The sequence below is a fragment of the Streptococcus gallinaceus genome (genome assembly GCF_024170225.1).
Classification (GTDB): domain Bacteria; phylum Bacillota; class Bacilli; order Lactobacillales; family Streptococcaceae; genus Streptococcus; species Streptococcus gallinaceus.
In genome coordinates, this window is record NZ_JALJXU010000002.1 from 45,392 (window position 1) to 64,337 (window position 18,946).

The 18,946-nt window shown below is 41.4% G+C and carries 19 protein-coding genes; 15 read left to right on the forward strand and 4 right to left on the reverse strand.

Annotated elements, in window-relative coordinates; genetic code table 11:
- Positions 1 to 9 precede the first annotated feature (9 nt).
- Both J2T50_RS02685 and mnmM read left to right on the forward strand, forming a co-directional pair.
- Positions 10 to 690 carry a YdcF family protein gene (locus J2T50_RS02685; RefSeq protein WP_253364043.1) on the forward strand — a complete coding sequence of 227 codons (681 nt, stop codon included), beginning with the start codon at positions 10 to 12 and terminating at the stop codon, positions 688 to 690.
- A complete protein-coding gene (mnmM, locus tag J2T50_RS02690; RefSeq protein WP_253363428.1) occupies positions 659 to 1,222 on the forward strand; it encodes a tRNA 5-(aminomethyl)-2-thiouridylate-methyltransferase MnmM in 564 nt (187 codons plus the stop codon). The genes J2T50_RS02685 and mnmM overlap by 32 nt, the downstream gene beginning before the upstream one ends.
- Positions 1,223 to 1,241: 19 nt before the next feature.
- Here the strand turns inward: mnmM and J2T50_RS02695 are convergent, their stop codons facing one another.
- The 3 genes from J2T50_RS02695 to J2T50_RS02705 all read right to left on the reverse strand — a co-directional run bounded on the left by J2T50_RS02695 (position 1,242) and on the right by J2T50_RS02705 (position 4,405).
- Entirely contained in the window at positions 1,242 to 1,547 is a 306-nt protein-coding gene (locus tag J2T50_RS02695) for a DUF1827 family protein (RefSeq protein WP_253363429.1), read from the reverse strand.
- Positions 1,548 to 1,603: 56 nt separating this feature from the next.
- Positions 1,604 to 2,056, reverse strand: coding sequence for an NUDIX hydrolase (locus J2T50_RS02700; protein ID WP_253363430.1), 453 nt, complete (start codon positions 2,054 to 2,056; stop codon positions 1,604 to 1,606).
- Between the two features lie 108 nt (positions 2,057 to 2,164).
- The gene (locus J2T50_RS02705) at positions 2,165 to 4,405 is read right to left on the reverse strand and encodes an ATP-dependent Clp protease ATP-binding subunit (protein WP_253363431.1); all 2,241 of its coding nucleotides are present in this window, start codon (positions 4,403 to 4,405) and stop codon (positions 2,165 to 2,167) included.
- Positions 4,406 to 4,617: 212 nt separating this feature from the next.
- Between J2T50_RS02705 and J2T50_RS02710 the strand changes: the two genes are divergently transcribed.
- The 3 genes from J2T50_RS02710 to J2T50_RS02720 all read left to right on the forward strand — a co-directional run bounded on the left by J2T50_RS02710 (position 4,618) and on the right by J2T50_RS02720 (position 6,379).
- Positions 4,618 to 4,848: a DUF1797 family protein gene (locus J2T50_RS02710; RefSeq protein ID WP_222346934.1), complete on the forward strand. Its 231-nt coding sequence runs from the start codon at positions 4,618 to 4,620 to the stop codon at positions 4,846 to 4,848.
- Between the two features lie 117 nt (positions 4,849 to 4,965).
- On the forward strand, positions 4,966 to 5,652 hold the full coding sequence (locus tag J2T50_RS02715; RefSeq protein WP_253363432.1) for an amino acid ABC transporter permease: 687 nt from the start codon (positions 4,966 to 4,968) through the stop codon (positions 5,650 to 5,652).
- A complete protein-coding gene (locus tag J2T50_RS02720) occupies positions 5,645 to 6,379 on the forward strand; it encodes an amino acid ABC transporter ATP-binding protein (RefSeq protein ID WP_253363433.1) in 735 nt (244 codons plus the stop codon). Before J2T50_RS02715 ends, J2T50_RS02720 begins: the two co-directional genes overlap by 8 nt.
- 22 nt (positions 6,380 to 6,401) lie before the next feature.
- Here the strand turns inward: J2T50_RS02720 and brnQ are convergent, their stop codons facing one another.
- The gene (brnQ, locus tag J2T50_RS02725) at positions 6,402 to 7,778 is read right to left on the reverse strand and encodes a branched-chain amino acid transport system II carrier protein (RefSeq protein WP_253363435.1); all 1,377 of its coding nucleotides are present in this window, start codon (positions 7,776 to 7,778) and stop codon (positions 6,402 to 6,404) included.
- 284 nt (positions 7,779 to 8,062) lie between these two features.
- On the opposite strand from brnQ, the gene J2T50_RS02730 reads away from it, so the two are divergent.
- From J2T50_RS02730 to pgmB, 10 genes are all read left to right on the forward strand, one after another.
- A complete protein-coding gene (locus J2T50_RS02730) occupies positions 8,063 to 8,914 on the forward strand; it encodes a bifunctional methylenetetrahydrofolate dehydrogenase/methenyltetrahydrofolate cyclohydrolase (RefSeq protein WP_253363437.1) in 852 nt (283 codons plus the stop codon).
- Positions 8,915 to 9,053: 139 nt separating this feature from the next.
- Complete coding sequence (locus J2T50_RS02735; RefSeq protein WP_253363439.1) at positions 9,054 to 10,091, forward strand: LacI family DNA-binding transcriptional regulator; 1,038 nt, start codon at positions 9,054 to 9,056, stop codon at positions 10,089 to 10,091.
- A 99-nt stretch (positions 10,092 to 10,190) separates the two neighbouring features.
- Positions 10,191 to 10,586: an RDD family protein gene (locus J2T50_RS02740; protein WP_253363441.1), complete on the forward strand. Its 396-nt coding sequence runs from the start codon at positions 10,191 to 10,193 to the stop codon at positions 10,584 to 10,586.
- Complete coding sequence (locus J2T50_RS02745; RefSeq protein WP_253363442.1) at positions 10,573 to 10,824, forward strand: hypothetical protein; 252 nt, start codon at positions 10,573 to 10,575, stop codon at positions 10,822 to 10,824. Before J2T50_RS02740 ends, J2T50_RS02745 begins: the two co-directional genes overlap by 14 nt.
- Positions 10,825 to 10,832: 8 nt before the next feature.
- Positions 10,833 to 13,148, forward strand: coding sequence for a glycoside hydrolase family 65 protein (locus J2T50_RS02750; RefSeq protein ID WP_253363443.1), 2,316 nt, complete (start codon positions 10,833 to 10,835; stop codon positions 13,146 to 13,148).
- Between the two features lie 18 nt (positions 13,149 to 13,166).
- Positions 13,167 to 14,426 (forward strand): ABC transporter substrate-binding protein, encoded by a 1,260-nt coding sequence (locus J2T50_RS02755; protein WP_253363444.1) that lies wholly within the window; start codon positions 13,167 to 13,169, stop codon positions 14,424 to 14,426.
- A gap of 69 nt (positions 14,427 to 14,495) precedes the next feature.
- On the forward strand, positions 14,496 to 15,416 hold the full coding sequence (locus J2T50_RS02760; RefSeq protein WP_253363445.1) for a carbohydrate ABC transporter permease: 921 nt from the start codon (positions 14,496 to 14,498) through the stop codon (positions 15,414 to 15,416).
- Positions 15,388 to 16,248 carry a carbohydrate ABC transporter permease gene (locus J2T50_RS02765; RefSeq protein WP_253363446.1) on the forward strand — a complete coding sequence of 287 codons (861 nt, stop codon included), beginning with the start codon at positions 15,388 to 15,390 and terminating at the stop codon, positions 16,246 to 16,248. The genes J2T50_RS02760 and J2T50_RS02765 overlap by 29 nt, the downstream gene beginning before the upstream one ends.
- Before the next feature lie 8 nt (positions 16,249 to 16,256).
- Positions 16,257 to 18,227: a glycoside hydrolase family 65 protein gene (locus tag J2T50_RS02770; RefSeq protein ID WP_253363447.1), complete on the forward strand. Its 1,971-nt coding sequence runs from the start codon at positions 16,257 to 16,259 to the stop codon at positions 18,225 to 18,227.
- Positions 18,220 to 18,879 (forward strand): beta-phosphoglucomutase, encoded by a 660-nt coding sequence (gene pgmB / locus J2T50_RS02775; RefSeq protein WP_253363448.1) that lies wholly within the window; start codon positions 18,220 to 18,222, stop codon positions 18,877 to 18,879. Before J2T50_RS02770 ends, pgmB begins: the two co-directional genes overlap by 8 nt.
- Positions 18,880 to 18,946 lie beyond the last annotated feature (67 nt).

The following is an 18,946-nucleotide window of genomic DNA, read 5'->3' on the forward strand; positions in this document are numbered from 1 at the left end:
GGAGAAATGATGAGACCAATCATTCCTAAAATACCAGAAGTTCCTAGCTTATCTTCGGAAGAAATTTCATTTTTAACAGATATTACATTTGGTGAAAAAATGTTACCTCAAATCAGTGATGTCCTTTTTGTTTTCGGAGGGACACATGTCGGTTATTGGCAGAAAGCGATTGAGGTTTTTGAAAATGGCTGGGCTAAACAAATTGTTGTGACAGGTGGGATTAGTCCAACGGGGACACCAAATCCTGAATGGGTACACGGAAAAGAAAAAGCGGAAGCTGAGGTAATTGTAGAGCACTTGTTGGCAGCTGGTATTCCTGAACAGCTTATCTCTTATGAAAATCGTTCGACCAATACCTTGGAAAATGTCTTATTTGCCAAGGAAGTCTTTGATTTTTCAGCTGTTCAAAACGTCATGTTTATTTGTAAAAGCCATGTTGCAGGAAGACAAGGCTGCACACTAGCCAAACATTTACCAAATCATTTGACCTATATTCCTTTTACATTTGATGCGCAATATCAAGGAGTTCCCTTGTCACGGGAGACTTGGATGGAGACTGAGATAGGTCGCTCTCGTATATGGGGAGAGTATTTGCGTATTCTTCACTACGGGAAAAAGGGAGATTTAGTAGCCCTTGATTTAGAGGAAGGAGAAATACATGATCAAACGTCCCATTCATCTATCTCATGATTTCTTAGCGGAGGTGCTGGATAAGGAAGCGGTGGCTGTTGATGCCACCATGGGAAATGGAAATGATACCGCCTTTTTGGCCAACTTGGCCAAAAAGGTCTATGCTTTTGATGTCCAAGACGAGGCCTTACGAAAGACACAGGAGCGCTTGGAGAAGGAAAATGTCAGCAATGTCAAACTGATATTAGACGGGCATGAGAATGTCGACCAGTATGTCGAGGAGCCTATCCGCGCAGCCATTTTCAATCTTGGCTACCTGCCGTCAGCAGATAAATCTATCATTACCCAGCCACAGACGACCATTTGTGCGATTGAGAAAATTTTAGAACTTCTGGAAGTTGGTGGGCGACTGTCGCTCATGATTTATTATGGTCATGAAGGCGGCGATATCGAAAAGGATGCAGTGCTGCAACTTGTCAAGAACTTACCACAAGAAGCCTTTGCCACCATGCTCTATCAGCCGCTCAATCAAATCAACACTCCACCATTTTTAATTATGATTGAAAAATTAGTACCAAAAAAGACTGAATAATTTTTTCAGTCTTTTCTTTTTATTCAGCAATAATAGGGATAGACATTTCAATCAAGTTAGCTGTATGAATCGTTTGAATGCCTGCTTGGTCAATGGATTTTCTATCGATTTTCCGTTTGAGGAAATAGTCACGGATACCGATAATTTCTCTTTCTTGAACAGCGCGGTATTTGTTGCTAATCAATAATTCGTAGTGGAGGGGCGCTTGTGTGAAAACGACATCCGTGTTTCCAGCAGAATAGGTTTCCACCAAAAAGGCGTCCGTATTAGCCAGTTGATTCTGGACAAGTATGGGATTGGTATTGGTCGTGTTGATGAGTTTCATGCGAGCCTCCTATCTGTAGCTTTATTATAGCACTATCACTTTTGTTTGACTAGTTATTATTTTGAATTTTTTCGCAATTTCCATTGCTCGATTCCCCATTTGTGGCTGCCACGTTTTAGTTTGTCAATGGCTTGGTCAATTGGGAACCAAGCAAGATGATTGAAGTCTTCTAAGGGTTTATCTACTTGGGTGAATTCTGTCACTTCATAAATATAGGCTGGATTGTAATAGTGGGTATCGCGGTGACGGGAGTAAAAATATTCGTCCGCCTGTCCATAGTATTCCCCGAGTGTAGCTGTGAAACCTAATTCTTCAATCAATTCTCTTTCCAAGGCCTGAACATGATCTTCACCTGCTTCGATTTCTCCACCAGGCAAAAACCAGGCTCCATTAGGCGCTTGGACTAAAATAATGTTTGTATGACTTGCATCAGGGATAACAGCATAGACACCATAACGATTACTATAGTGAACGCCTTCTTTTTTCTCGCCGAAAGTTGGATATTCCATAACGTACTCCTTTTTTCTATCCTTTCTACATTATACTAAAAAATAAAAGAAAAAGATGAAAGAAAATTGTCAAAATAGACATTTTCTTTCATCTGAAGATTTCATGGCTTAAGCCTTGGTTGCGACGGGCTTAATTTGGATATGACCGCTTGAAGTCATGACTGCACGAAGTTGTTTTTCGTTTGGATTTTCCAAGTAGAAGTCTGTAATCGCATCTTCAATCTGGTCTTGAATGGTCCGGCGGAGTGGACGTGCGCCCATTTTTGGATCGTAGCCTAAGTCAACCAATTTTTCTTTGACCTTGTCTGTCACATGCAGACTGATGCCGTTTACAGCTAGGCGTTGGTTGACATCTTCTAACATGAGGGTCACGATTTGGAGAAGGTTGGCCTTACTAAGAGCTTGGAATTCAATAATACCATCAAATCGGTTCATAAATTCCGGACTAAAAAAGTTACCCAATTGCCCTAAAACGGATTGACTACGGTTTTCAATGGTCGCCCCAAAACCAACAGAGGCTTCTACTTTGCCAGTTCCTGCGTTGGATGTCATGATGATAATGGTATCCTTGAAGCTCACCGTGCGTCCTTGTCCATCTGTCAAGCGTCCATCATCAAGAACTTGCAAGAACATGTGCATGACATCGGGATGGGCCTTCTCAACTTCATCCAGGAGAATGAGCGAGTAAGGATTGCGGCGTACTTTTTCGGTTAATTGACCAGCTTCTTCATATCCGACATAGCCTGGAGGGGCACCAACTAGCTTGGCGACAGCGTGTTTTTCCATGTACTCAGACATGTCAAAACGAATCATGCTATCGGCTGAGCCAAAGAGTTCGATGGCCAATTGTTTTGAAAGCTCCGTTTTACCAACCCCAGTTGGACCAACGAAGAGGAAGCTACCGATTGGACGATTTGGGCTTCCAAGACCGACACGATTGCGGCGAATAGCCTTGGAAATCTTATCAACTGCATCGTCTTGACCGATGACGTGCGACTTCAGGTCGCTGGCTAGATTGATCAGCTGAGTTTGCTCTTTTTCCTTCAAATCACCGACAGGAATATTGGTTTTTTGCTCCACGATTGCTTCGATTTCCTTCTCTGTAATAAGAGGAATATCTTCTTCGCTTAGGCTGGTTTTCTGCATTTCCTTGTATTTGGCAATCTGGTCACGGTAGTAGGCTGCCTTTTCAAAATCTTCATCGCGAGTTGCTTGCGCCTTGCGGTTTTCTGCATCAATCAAGCGTTTATCGATTTCTTTTGGATCCACAAAGTTGAGGGTTAAGTTCATTTTTGAGCCTGATTCATCCAGCAGGTCAATGGCCTTGTCTGGCAAGAAACGGTCTTGGATATAGCGGTTTGAAAGGACTGCCGCGGCTTCAATGGCTTCATCGGTATAGCGGACGTGGTGGTAGTCTTGGTATTTATTTTGCAGACCTTTTAGGATGGTGATGGTCTCGTCTACACTTGGCTCGTCAACTTTGACAGGCTGCATGCGGCGCTCTAAAGCAGCATCTTTTTCGATGATACGGTATTCATTGAGCGTTGTAGCCCCGACTAATTGGAGCTCACCACGGGCAAGGGCAGGTTTGAGAATATTTCCAGCGTCCATATTGCCATCTCCGGCAGAACCGGCTCCCACGATTTCATGGATTTCATCAATGAAGAGAATAACTTCGCGGCGGTTGCGGATTTCTTCCATGAGTTTTTGCATCCGTTCTTCAAATTGACCACGGATACCAGTGCCCTGCACCAAGCTCACGACATCTAGGCGAATGACTTCCTTGCCTTGAAGTTTTTGCGGAACGGCTCCGTCTACAATTTTTTGAGCCAGTCCTTCGACAACAGCTGTCTTCCCAACACCAGGCTCCCCGATGAGAACGGGATTGTTCTTGGTGCGGCGGTTGAGGATTTCAATGACACGGGTAATCTCTTCATCACGACCGATGACAGGATCGATATCGCCACGACGGGCAATATCGGTGACATTGATACCAAATTCTTCTAAAAGACCATTTGGTTGTTGCGGTTCTTGTGGGCGTTGAGGTGGCGTGTTGCCACCGCGGCCACCTCCGTTTTGTCCAGCCTGAGTCGGTGGTGTTTTTCCATAATTTGGATTACCAGCGGGCGTACGACCCGTGATTCCTCCAATATTATTGAAGAATTCGCTGAATGGATCCATATCATTTGGATTGTGCATATCCCCAAGTCCTTTTAAGATGGCATTGTTGGGATCGGTTTTCATAATTTGGTAGCAATTGTGGCAAAGGTCCACTTGCTGTTGTTTTCCATTAAGATTGGTATAGAGATGAATGGTAGCGTCATTTATCTGACAATTTTTACATAACATAGGCATTCCTCTTTCCTGTAAGTTTGGTATTTTATCAATAGTCAATAAAGGTCAAATACAGTTTTATTATAACAAGATTTACTTAAAATGCAAGAATCTGCTACGATTCTGAAGGGAAAATCCTGCAAAAATCTAGACTTTCAAGAATATTGTAAGACTTTTATGAGAAAGTATGGTAAAATACAGGTATATAAAGAAATAGGAGAATTGACATGGAATCACATTTGGTGAGAATTATCAGTCGATTGGAAGCAATGGCTACCGACGGTGGCACATTGAAACGTAACTTTGAACGTGATGGCGTTGTGGTTGCTGAGGTTGCTTTCAGTCACGACGAAGAAAATGGCTCTGTATTTACCTTGCGCGATGTTGCTGCTCGTGAAACGTATACGTTTGATAGCATCGACCTTATCGCCATGGAAATTTATGAGTTGTTGTATTAAAGAAAAGCACCTAGGTGCTTTTTTTCTGTTCAATAATGAATATTTATATCTAAATCATTGCATAATTATTCTTTTTGTGATATAGTATTACTTATTTTAGAAAAGATGGGACAATGAATGAATTTTTCTTTTTTACCTAAATATTGGACTTATTATAATTATGGAGCGATTGTAACTCTGATTATTGCGGCCTGTGTTGTGTTCTTTGGAAGTATTATCGGGATTATCTTGGCTTTTGGACAAGGAAGTAAATTAAAGCCAATCGTGTGGCTTTGCAATGTCTATGTTTGGATTTTCCGTGGAACGCCAATGGTCGTGCAGATTATGATTGCCTTTGCTATGATGCATATCGCAGCGCCTGCTTTTAAAATCGGTATCTTGTCTGTTGATTTGACACGTTTGTTGCCAGGGATTATCATCATCTCGATGAACTCTGGTGCCTATGTTTCTGAGACAGTCCGTGCGGGTATCAATGCGGTACCAAAGGGCCAACTTGAAGCGGCTTACTCATTGGGAATTCGTCCTAAGCAAGCCATGCGCTATGTCATTATGCCTCAGGCGCTGAAAAATATCTTGCCAGCCTTGGGGAATGAGTTTATTACGATCGTCAAAGACAGTTCGCTCTTGTCCACGATCGGGGTCATGGAGTTGTGGAATGGTGCCCAGACGGTTCAGTCTACTTCTTACATTCCGTTAACACCGCTCATTTTTGCAGCCTTTTACTACTTGATTATGACCAGCATTTTGACGCTGATTATGCAAGCATTTGAAAGAAAATTAAACAAAGGAGCTCAACATGTCTGATGCCATTATTTCCATCAAGGATTTACACAAGTATTATGGTGAAAATGAAGTTTTGAAAGGGATTGACCTAGACATTCAACAGGGAGAAGTGGTCGTTATTATCGGTCCTTCTGGCTCTGGGAAATCAACTTTCTTGCGTACCATGAATTTGCTAGAAGTTCCGACAAAGGGGACTGTGACATTTGAAGGTGTCGATATTACGGATAAGTCAAATGACATTTTCAAGATGCGAGAAAAAATGGGGATGGTTTTCCAACAGTTTAATCTCTTCCCAAACATGACGGTTCTGAAAAATATCACCCTTTCACCAATCAAAACCAAGGGGATTTCAAAAGCGGATGCGGAAGCGAAGGCTCGGGAATTGTTGGAAACGGTAGGCTTGCCAGATAAGGCAGAAGCCTATCCACAAAGTTTGTCTGGTGGTCAGCAGCAACGGATTGCCATTGCTCGAGGTCTGGCCATGGATCCAGATGTCTTGCTCTTTGATGAACCAACTTCGGCCTTGGACCCAGAAATGGTTGGCGAAGTGCTGGCTGTTATGCAAAATTTGGCACGTTCAGGGATGACTATGGTTATCGTGACCCATGAAATGGGCTTTGCGCGTGAAGTGGCTGATCGGGTTATTTTCATGGATGGTGGCTATATCGTTGAAGAAGGCACACCTGAGCAAATCTTCGAATATACTCGTGAGGAACGGACTAAAGACTTTTTGTCCAAAGTATTGTAATAATAAGAAAAAGGATAGACAGCTATCCTTTTTTCTTACTATAGTGTAGCAAGAGAAGGCCACTTAGGTAGCCTATTAGAGTGAAGCAGATCCAGCCCAGTGAATAATTTCCTAGCGGGACCGTATTTCTGAAAAATTCTGTTAGTGTCTGGGGCAACTGGAAGAGATAGGTCAGTTCTGAAAGACTTTCAAGGGCATCATAGAGTGCTGGAAAGATTGTCAAGAATATAGTTGCCCGGTAGACGAGTGGGTGATTGTTGTAGAGTTTGCGGGTCAAAACTAAAAATATCAGGGCAATTGTCAGAGGGTAAAAGAGGTAGAGGACAGGAGTTGACCAACGGATGATGACATCCAAGCCTCCAAAGTAAAAACTAGCTGATAATAGTGTGAAAATCTGTGTCCATCTGACTTGAGATAGTCTAGGGTATAACTTGTGGAAGTAGCTTGCGCTAGAGGTGATTAGACCGGTAGCGGTAGTTAGACAGGCAAGAAAAATCGCAATTCCAAGACAGACTTGTCCGATATTCCCCAAGAAAAATTGGGCAGTGTGGCTGAGAATCTGGCTGCCATTTACAGGGGCGCCGTTCTGAGTAAAGAGACCGACTTTCATGTAAAAAAGAGATTGGGAGGTTGCGCCGATTCGACCGATAAAGATATAGATAAAGGCCAACAATCCAATCGCAATTAGACCAGAAATGAGGGTGACTTTTGTGATGTCCGCCCGTTTTTTGATACCAAAAATCTTGTTTGCTTCGATGACCAATGAGGCAAAAATCAGAGAAGCGAGCGCATCCATTGTACCATAGCCTTGAATCAATCCAGCGATAAAAGGATGTGAAGAAAAGGCGAGGTTGATTGAGGTGCCCGCATCATAAGGGGTTCCAAGCTCACCAGCAGGGTGTAAAAATGAAGCAGCAATCAAAATAGTAATAATAAGAATTAAACTGGGAGTCAAGTATTTTCCGATATTTTCGGCCAATTTTCTAGGATAAACAGCCAGTAAATAGGCCAGTCCAAAGAAGACGATGGCGTATCCAAGCTTGATAGGAAAACCAGTTCCTAATACAGGTGCAATCCCGATTGCAAATGAAGTGGCTCCGGTCCTCGGAATAGCAAAGAAGGGGCCAACCGCTAAGGAAAGGACAGCTGTGAAAAAGACAGCATACCATTTTGAAATAGGGTGTGCTAAGCTCTCCAGATCATGTACTCCTGAAGAAGCGACAGCCATGACTCCAAGCAAGGGGAATGACACTCCTGTCAGGCAAAAACCTAGTATAGCAGCCCAAATCTTTTGCCCTGCATAAAGCCCAAGATAGGCGGGGTAAATCAAATTTGCCGCTCCAAAAAAGAGGGCAAATAGCATAAAGCCAATAATAAAATAAACTCGTTTCGAGTACATCTCTTTCATCCTTTTCATATAGAATCATAATCCGCATGATATTATACCGAATATAGGAAAAAAGAGCAAGGTTGACCCGATAATAGACGAATTTTACATATTTTACATTGCAAAAATATTCGGAGATTAAGTGGATGTGTCGACTTAAACAAGTATATCCTTTCTGCCTTTCTAGAAACTATCGTTTTTTACTTCCTCCAGCTCCAATATTTGAAAAAATTGAGCAGATAGTGGGGGATTATCCACAAATTTAGTATAATAGAAAGAAAAAAGAAGAGGTGCATATGGTAGTTATTGATGGTAAGGCGCTCGCAGCAAAAATGCAGGGACGATTAGCAGAAAAAACAGCAAGCTTACAAGCAGAAACAGGTCAGATACCGGGTTTGGTCGTGATTTTGGTTGGGGAAAATCCAGCCAGCCAGGTTTATGTGCGAAATAAAGAGCGTTCGGCCTTGGCAGCGGGATTTCATAGCCAAGTGGTGCGTCTGCCAGAGAGCACTTCTGAAGCAGAATTGTTGGACGTTATCGCGCAGTACAATGCGGATAACAATTGGCACGGTATCCTGGTTCAGCTTCCATTGCCCGCTCATATTGATGAGGAAAAGGTGCTCCTAGCCATTGCTCCAGAAAAGGATGTCGACGGCTTCCACCCTATGAATATGGGGAAACTTTGGTCAGGGCATGCTGTCATGGTACCGTCTACCCCGGCAGGAATCATGGAAATGTTTAGGGAGTACCAGATTGACCTAGCGGGGAAAACGGCGGTGGTGATCGGACGTTCCAATATTGTTGGCAAGCCTATGGCGCAGCTATTATTGGATGCAAATGCTACCGTGACTATTGCGCATTCTCGGACGAAAAATCTGGCTGAGGTTGCTAAACAAGCGGATATTTTGGTTGTGGCGATTGGTCGTGCTAAATTTGTCACCAAGGAATTTGTTAAAGAAGGAGCGGTTGTCATTGATGTCGGTATGAACCGTGATGAAAATGGCAAATTGTGTGGTGATGTGGATTTTGCTCAAGTCTCAGAAGTAGCCAGCCATATCACGCCTGTTCCTGGAGGAGTGGGCCCTATGACAATTACTATGCTTATGGAGCAAACCTATCAAGCTTGCAAACATAGCCTAAAAAAATAAAATCAGCCTCAAGACCGATGAGAAAAAATAGTGGAGAAGGTATACTAATATCAATCCTAAATATTTTTCATAATCTCCTTGAAAGCACCGTTGTGAAACGGTGTTTTCTTTTTGGTAAAATGAAACTGTTTATAGACACATGAAAACGTTTGTAGTAAAATGTGTGAAAAGCAATAGAAAGGAACCTCATATGGTCTCAGGGAAAAATGCAACCATAAAAGATGTCGCCAAGGAAGCAGGAGTGTCTGTCAGTGCAGTTTCAAAAGTTTTTAATAATTACGGTGATATTGGTGAAGAAACGAGACAAAAAGTAGTAGAAGCAGCTAGAAAACTGGACTATATCCCTAATCAGGCTGCTCGAAAGCTCTCCAGCAAACATAAAAAAATTATTGCATTAATACTAAGTGGATTGAAGGTTGAAAAAGGTGTAACAATGCCTTTTGAAATTTTAACAGGTGTTAGTCATTATTTGGATGAGACGGACTACGAGTTTGTATTTTACGGAACAACGACGAAAAAACAGAAAGAAAAGTCCCTTAAACAATTTTGTGCAGAGCATAGCATATCAGGACTATTGATTCAGGGGTTAAAGACAACAGATCCGTATTATCAGGAATTAAAAGACTTTACATTACCAACCGTAGCGATTGATCTACAGGTGGGAAATGGGGCTATCTCAACTATCTCTATTGACAATCAGCAGGCAGCAGCTGAGGTGACCGAGCGATTGCAACAAGCTGGATATGCAAATATACTTTTTTTGAATGGGACAAAACAAGATGAAGTGTCACAAAAACGTGAGGCTGGTTACCGCTCCAAAGTAAAACAACCTAGAGTTGTGTATGCACATTTCTCTGAAGAGGAAGCATTTCACTATGTTAACCAATTAGAAAATATTGAAGAAATTGATGCGATATTTGCTGCGAGCGACCTGATGGCCATTGGAGTTTTAAAGGCTTTGCGTGAGAGGGAAATAAGTTCATCTCCTGCTGTAGTTGGATTTGATGACATGGCCTTAGCAAACTATGTTACACCGAGTCTAACCACTGTACGTCAGGATATAGAGGTCATGTCTAGACAAGCTGTGCGGGACTTATTGGCTCAAATAGAGAATAATAAAGTAACTCATCGATTATTGCCTTATGAGATTATTGTTCGAGATAGTGCAAAAATATAAAATGCAAGAAAAATAAAAAGTCTTGCATTTTTTTCTTGACAAATGTATGCGCTTGCAGTAAAATATAGCCAACTAAAACGTTTTAGAAGGGGTTTCGAAATGAAGAAATTATTATTTCTACAGCGCATTTTAGCTAGTATGATTGATTTGATGATTGTCTATCTACCATTTGAATTTTTAACTTTGATTTTATTTCAAGGTAAAAATATAAATGGCATTTGGCTCATACATATCCTGTTTGTTCTGTACAACACTTTAGCGTGTGTGTATTTCAACGGTCAGACCTTGGGGAAATATTTTGCGGGGTTAAAAGTTACTCCAGTATCAAATTCAGTAGCTGAAATGGGACAAAGAGAGGTGGCAAAATTGCTCTACTTTGTTCCCCATGGTGGAATAGTCTTTATGCTTATTTCAGTTCTATGCTATGTTCGAAAAGGTAAGTTTTTACATGATATGATTGGTAAAAGCGAGGTGGTTGTGATTGGAAAACATTAAAACTCTTCCCTTACTTATTTCTTTTGTAGCAATTATTACGATTGTTTACTTCCTTGCTTGGTATTGCAGAGATGAGTATAGCATCAAGAAACCATTCTTACTCTATTGTGTATTTGGAGGAGCATGGTGTGTTGCAAGTTTGTTTTTCCGAGTTCAGTTTTTCTTGGCTTTGGGATTGTTTTTCTTTGGTTTTATTGTCATGATTTTTAGAAATCAACATTATTTTGATAAGGAGTAAAAAAGTAAATGTCAACGTTAATGCACTACAGTCCAGATAATCTCTGGCAAATCGAGCAACGAGGTTTTAATGAAAATTTCCTTGGTAAGACCGAGAGTATCATGGTACTCGGAAACGGTTATCTCGCAACTAGAAGTAGCGAAGAAGAGTCTTATGTAGGGGAGGTTCGCGACACATTTGTAGCAGGGACATTCAATGCCTTTGATGAAAATGAAGTGACTGAGTTACCAAATGTTCCAGATATGTTGGGAATGAATTTTCAACTGAATGGGCAGAAACTTTCCCTTATTCAAGGAAAAGTCAGCGACTACGTTAAAACTTTGAATTTGCAAACAGGAGAGTTGAAACGTGAATTTATTTGGGAAAAAGAAGATGTAAAAGTGAAATTCACCTTCCGTCGCTTCGTCTCAAAAGCACGTCGGCATTTCTTTGCTAGCCAGGTGACTCTTGACAATCTCACAGATCAGAACTTGGTAGTAAAAGTGCGTTCAGGAATCAATGGACAACTTTCAAACGAAGGAAGTCAACATTTCACAGACGGCGAAAAAGGCTTGATGGATGGGCGTTATATCCAAATGATGCCAGTCACAACACAAAGTAAGATTCAATTTGTGCAAACGACTGAGCATAAATTTGAGGGAGTTTCCTTAACGGAGTCTCGTCCAGAAACGACTCGTCGCGGATTTCTAATGAACTACGCCTTTACTCTAGCTGGAAATGAAAAAACGACTTTTGAAAAGCGTTCGTCTATCTATACTTCTATTGATAATGACTTAGAAAATCATGAAGTAGGAGTTATGCGGAAAGTTGCAGTTGCAGAGTTGATTGGATTGGAAAATCTGACTTTCGACCAACTTTTAGCAGAATCTACCCAAGAATGGAAAGGCGTTTGGGAGAAGCATCCAATTACTATTCAAAGTACAGATTTTAGAGATCAATTGGCAATCCGATTTGCCCAATACCATTTGCATGTGATGACACCAGCCCACGATGAACGGATGAACATCGGTGCTAAGGGGATGTCAGGTGAGGGCTATAAGGGACATACTTTCTGGGATACAGAAATTTTTATGCTGCCTTACTTTAGTTTTACACATCCAGAAATTGCCAAATCTTTGGTAACTTACCGTTATCTCGGATTGGATGGAGCTCATAAAAAGGCGGCCAGCAATGGCTATGTTGGTGCTCAGTATCCATGGGAAGCCGCTTGGCCAACGGACGGGGAAGTAACACCAGTTTGGGGTGCGGCGGATATCGTGACAGGGCAAGCAACAAAAATCTGGTCTGGATTTATTGAACAGCATATCACATCGGACGTTGCCTTCGGTGTCAAGCAATACTTGGATGTTACAGGAGATCAAGCTTTTGCCGATGAAAAAGGTTACGAGCTACTGGTAGATACAGCTAAATTCTGGGCTAGTCGCTTGGAGTACAATGCGGAGAAAGATTACTACGAAATCCGCGATGTCATCGGTCCAGATGAGTACAAGGAGCATGTTAATAATAACAGTTACACCAACTATACTGCACATTGGAACATGGTCTATGCCACAAACTTAATTGAAGAATTAGAGACAAATCGTCCAGAAATCTATGCTCGTTTGGCTGATAAATTTGACTTGCCAGACTTGGTAGCCACATTAAAAGAAAAAGCTGCCAAAATTTTCTTACCTCAGCCTACAGAAGAGGGGATTATTCCTCAGGATGATAGTTACTTGAGTAAGAAAATTCTGGATTTATCTAAGTACAAAGAAGCAGACGGTGTTGACTCGCTCTTCCATGATTACAATTTAGAGCAAGTTAATCAGATGCAAATTACTAAGCAGGCAGATGTTCTCTTGTTACTGCTCTTGTTTGAAGGTCTTTTTGAAAAGGAACTCAAAGAGAAAAACTTTGATTATTATGAGCCCAAAACAACTCACGATAGTTCACTCAGTTTGTCTACTCATGCTATCTTATCCGCTGATTTAGGAAAATTGGATAAGTCCTATAACTTCTTCAAACAAGCTAGTAACATTGATATGGGTGAGTACATGAAGTCTTCTGATCCAGGTATTCATGCAGCCAGTCTGGGAGGTATTTGGCAAATGGTCGTTTTTGGATATGGCGGTGTCCGTATTGTCAATGGTCAGTTGCGCATTGAACCTCATTTACCAAAAGAATGGACTAGCTTGACATTTGGATTTGATTACCAAGGTCAAGAGATTACTGTTGAAGTAGATCAAGAAAAAGCAAAATTGACTAAATCTCAAGGCTCAGCGGTAGAATTCCTATTTAGAGGTCAAGTCTACCAACTTACAAATTCGTTCACAATTAATTTATAAAATCTAGGAGGATTTTTTATGAAAACTTGGAAAAAGGTAATGGCTGCGGGTGCAGTCGTATTGACTGCTTCAACTTTAGTTGCATGTGCAGGTGGATCTTCAAAATCATCTGATTCAAAAACCTTGACAATTGGTTATTGGAAAGGTAGCGATACAGAAAATGCTGCGCTTAACAAATTGATCAAACAATTTGAAAAAGACAATGGAGTGAAAATTGAGTCAAAAGTCTATACTGACATCACAACTCAGTTGCCAACTGACTTAGCAAGCGGAACTGCTCCCGATGTATTTTATATTGACTCAAGCTTCTATCCATACTTACAAAAAGAAGGTGTCTTGAACGACTTGTCTAAAGTTATCGATAAGGACGATTTCTATTCAACCATTGCATCTGCGTTTGAGACAGACGGAAAAATTTATGCAGCCCCTAAAGATGTGTCAACATTGGCGCTTTATGTAAATAAATCTATCTTTGAAAAAGCAGGTTTGAATGTAGCGGATGTACCAAAATCATATGAAGATTTCATTAAATGGGCACCGGCAGCACAAGCTAAAATCGATGCCGCATATGGTGCAGGTAACGTCTACCTCATGAACTTCAATGCGGACTTAGCTCGTAACTGGCAATTCATTGTAGCAGACGGACAAAATCCAATCAAAGAAGATGGTACAGTCAATGTTTCAAATGAAAAAATTGCTAAGAATTTAAAAATAGCCTTGGATCTATTCAATACAGGTGCCGTTGTAACACCACAACAAATTGGTGCGGGTGATGAAGGGGCAGGATTTGGTACAGGTAAATTCGCCCTAGTTCTCTCAGGAAACTGGAATTATAAAGTATTCCAAGAACAATACAAAGATCTAGACTTTGAAATCGTTCCCAATATGAGTTTCCTTGGTGAGCAAAAAACAATGGAATTTACAGTTGGTTGGGGTGAATACAAAGATACAGACTCTAAAAAATTGGCAGACAAATGGATCCAATTTGTATCTGGTAAAGAAGGAATGTCAACTTGGACAGAAGGAGTTGGGACTTTAGCAACTCGTCCAGATGTTGCAGAAGGTTCTAAATTCTTGGCAGACAATCCACGTCTCAAAGTTCACCAAGATGCGATTGAATACGCAATTGCGTGGCAAGATGGTACTAATTTGACAACCTTAGTAAGTTCATATGGTAACTTTATCTCAGATGCTTTCAAGAAGGGTGCGACAGAAGCTGATTTAACAAAAGCATTGAAACAAATTGATGAAGATGCTAACAGTAAAATTAGTAAGTAAGTCAGTTTTAAAGAAGAGGGTGGGAAACTCCCCCTTTCTTTTTAGATAAAGCAATTTTGGAGAAATATGATGGCAACAGCGAAACCAAAGTCCAATAAAAGACACGTAGAGGAAATGATCCAAGGGTATGGATTTCTAGCTCCAGCTTTATTGGTCATCTTTGTCTTTTTCATTCTATCCATTCTTTTTGCGATTTATTTGACATTTCATAATGTTAATTTGATTGCCCACACTTATGAATGGAATAATTTTAAAAACTATCACAATATCCTAGGTGATAAGCAACTGATTCGCGCACTGCAAAACACAGTTTTTTTTGCTTTGATTGTAGTTCCTGCACAGACAGTGATAGCACTGATTATGGCATATGTATTAGCAAATCGTGATGTGAAAGGGAAGAAGCTATTTCGTTTGATTTACTTCCTGCCTACACTGACAAGTTCTGCGGCCTTGACCTTAATTTTCATGTTTATCTTTAATCAAAATGGTCCGATTAACCAAATGTTGCTCAATATGCACTTGATTCATACGCCAATAAACTTTATCAATGATACCAATTGGACATTGAAGGTTATTATGGTCATGAACATTTGGTCAACAGTACCTTACTTTATGACCATTTACCTAGCTTCTTTGGTGGATTTACCCTATTCACTCTATGAAGCAGCAGAGATTGACGGGGCGAATACATTTGAGAAATTACGCTATATCACCGTTCCCTATCTTCGTCCAATTACAACTTATGTACTGTTGGCAGGGATTATTGGGACTTTTCAGATGTTTGACCAATCCTATATCTTTTCAGGAGGTACTGGAGGGCCAGCAAACTCTACCTTGACAGTTTCGCTTTTGATTTACCAATATGCATTTGGGCAAAATAATCAAATGGGCTATGCAGCAGTTCTTGCCTTGCTTCTTGCTGTGATTATCTTTATCGTGACACGAATTGCTGAAAAATTAAATGGAGGTAACGGTCTTGAAAACAACTAATAAATCGAGAGTGCTCAAAGCACTTCTATATATTATCTTGATTGGCTATGCCTTTATTACCTTTTATCCATTTATGTGGGCAGTTTCTGCTTCTTTCAAACCCCTTTCTGAGATTACAAGTGGAAGTCTATCGATCATTTCAAAAAATTTCACTACAGAGCAGTATCAATATCTCTTTAGTCCTGAATCGGGTTCAATGTTTGTGCAGTGGTTTATCAACTCTGTCATTATCTCAACCATTGGTACAGCCATCAATCTGTTTTTAAATACCATGGCGGGCTACAGTCTTGCTCGTCTACACTATCCAGGTCGTTCTAAAATTTATTATGGTATTTTAGCCATGATGATGGTACCAACGCAGGTTCTCTTGATTCCAAACTATTTGATTATCACAAATCTTGGACTTTTAGATAGCTATTGGGCTTTGATATTACCTGCTGCAGTTAATATTGGGAATATCTTCATGATGCGGCAATTCTTCCTCAGTTTTCCAAACGATGTTGAAGAGGCAGCTCGCATTGACGGTCTAAGTCGGACAGGGACATTTTTCCGTATTGTCATGCCACTCGCAAAACCTTCTATCGCGACTCAGGCAGTTTTTGTCTTTATGGCTTTTTGGAATAATTTCATGTCTCCAATGCTTTATTTGAAATCACAAAATAAATTTACATTAACAGTCGGCTTACAAATGTTGCAGAAAGCTGACCAAGGTGGACAGATGTGGAATCGGGTAATGGCAGCCTCAGTCTTAACCATTATTCCCATTGTTATTCTCTACATTATCTTTAACCGTTACTTCCTTCAAGGAGTGCGGATGGATGGTGAAAAATAGGAGTACATATGCACGATTTTATTCTTACTTTAGAAGATTTGTCGACAAAGGCTATAGGAAATGTAGAGGCCTTATTTGCTCAGGCGAATGGTTTTATGGGGGTGCGGGCTAGTTGGCCTGTTCGGACGCCAGAGGCTACGCCGGGGTCATTTGTCAACGGTTTTTATGAGTCACATGAGATTATCTATGGGGAAAATGCCTATGGCTACGCCAAAGAGCATGAGACCATGGTCAAGCTCTTTGATTTTCGGTCTTTGGAATTGGCAGTGTATGGACAAGTTTTTGATAGATTGATTTCTGAAGAGCGCGCGCTCCATATGGATCAGGGGATTTTGCATGAATCGTTTGTCTACGCGACGGCAGTTGGGCACGAGCTTCAGATTGATCTGGAAAGTTTTACCAGCCATGCTAAGCGGGATACCTATGCGCAAAAATGGACAATCAAGGCACTGAATTTCTCTGGCAATCTGTCGGTGAAAACAGCGGCGCATCATTTGGTGGCCGAGTCGGATGATGAATTTGATCCCCGTATTCGAGAGGCTAGTGCGGACTTGATTTTTGAGGGTAATCGTCTTACAACTCGGCACAGTGGATTGAGTCTCTACTCGGAGTTTTCATCTGTTGACCAGCAGTTTGACTTGGCGGAGGGGGAGTCCATTTCCTTTGAAAACTTTTATCGGCTTTCCCGTGAAAATCACTTTGAACCGGTGGATTATGAAGACTTAAAAAACCAGCAAGCGGCTATTTTTGAAGAGTTTTGGAAGGTGTCCGATATCCTGATTGAAGGCGATGTGCAGTTACAAAAAGGGATTCGACTCAATCTTTATCATCTTTTTAACTCTGCCGGTCGAGATGGTGTGACAAATTTTGGTGCAAAAGGTCTGACTGGTGTGGGCTATGAAGGGCATTATTTCTGGGATACGGAAATATATTTACTTCCCTTTTTCATCTTTACCCAGCCCAATATTGCCAAGAATCTCTTGACCTATCGTTTGCAGAAATTGCCGCTAGCGAAAGAGCGTGCGGCTGAGTTGGATTTCAAGGGGGCACTCTTTCCTTGGCGAGGCATTTCCGGTCGGGAAACATCAGCTTATTATCCAGCTGGAACCGCTCAATTTCATATCAATGGCGATATCGCCTACGCTTTTTCCCTCTATGAAAAGGTGACGGGAGACCATGATTTTATTGAAAAATCAAAAGAAGTCATCTATGAAACAGCTAGATTTTGGCAGAGTTTCGGCTTTTTCTCAGAACGAGGGTTTGAGATTCACGAAGTGACGGGGCCAGATGAATACACAGCGCTGGTCAACAATAACTACTACACCAACAAAATGGCCCAGCACAATCTTTCCTACGCAGCTGAACTTGCCAAGCGGTTCGGAGAACATGTGCAGGAGGCGGCTGATAAGATCTATCTTGGATACGACCAAGAATGTCTGTTGACCAAGCAGGATGATAGTGCCCTAGACAAGCAAGTCTGGGATTTTGCAGGCACACCGAAAGAAAATTATCCGCTCTTGCTTCATTACCATCCGATTAAGATTTACAAGCATCAGGTCTTGAAGCAGGCAGATACACTATTGGCGCATATGCTTTACCCAGTTGATTTGGCGCAACAAGCGCGTGATTTTGACTATTATGAGCCCTTGACCACGCATGATAGTAGCCTATCAAAGGCTATTCACGGCATTATTGCTAGTCGTTTGGGACGGGATGAAGCGGCCTATCAATTCTTTGCGGACTCGGCCATTATGGATATGGTTGATGGACAGGGAAATGCCAGTCATGGTATTCATGCCGCTAATATGGGTGGTAGTTGGTTGGGCTTGATTTATGGATTTGCAGGGCTTGAGTTTGAAAATGGTAAGCCTGTTTTCCACAACCATTTGCCAGCCTCTATTCAGAAAATGAGCTTCAAGATAAAAGTGAAGGGACAGGTAGAGACTTATACCTTTACTCAGGAGGAAAGAAATGTTTAAAGCAGTTTTATTTGACTTGGACGGTGTCATCACAGATACTGCCGAGTACCATTATTTGGCCTGGAAGGCTCTTACAGAAGAGTTGGGAATTCAAGGTCTGGACAGAGCTTTTAACGAGCAGTTAAAAGGCGTTTCGCGAGATGATTCGCTTCGCAAGATTTTAGCATTGGGAAATGTCGTTGTGTCTGATGAAGAATTTGCTCGGCTAGCTAATCGTAAAAATGACAACTATGTGGACATGATTCAGAAGGTTACACCGGCGGATGTCTATCCAGGGATTTTACCATTATTAGGAGACTTGAAAGCAGCGGGGATCAAAATTGCTCTAGCTTCTGCTTCGAAAAATGGTTCCTTTCTCTTGCAACAAATGGGCTTGACAGAATACTTCGATGCTATCGCAGATCCAGCCAAGGTTGCGGCTTCTAAGCCAGCGCCCGATATTTTCCTTGTGGCTGCTGAGCAAGTGGGCGTTCCCATCACAGAAGCGATTGGGATTGAGGACGCATTTGCAGGAATCACCGCTATCAAGGCTGCAGGTGCTCTACCAATTGGTGTTGGGCGAGCAGAAGATTTGGGAGAAGACATTGCGCTCGTGCCCGATACCAGCCAGTTCAGTCTAGCTTATCTCAAAGAGGTCTGGTCTTCAAAATAAAATCAGCCTCAAGACCGATGAGAAAAATCTGGATAGAAGGTATACTATTATTAATCCTAAATATTTT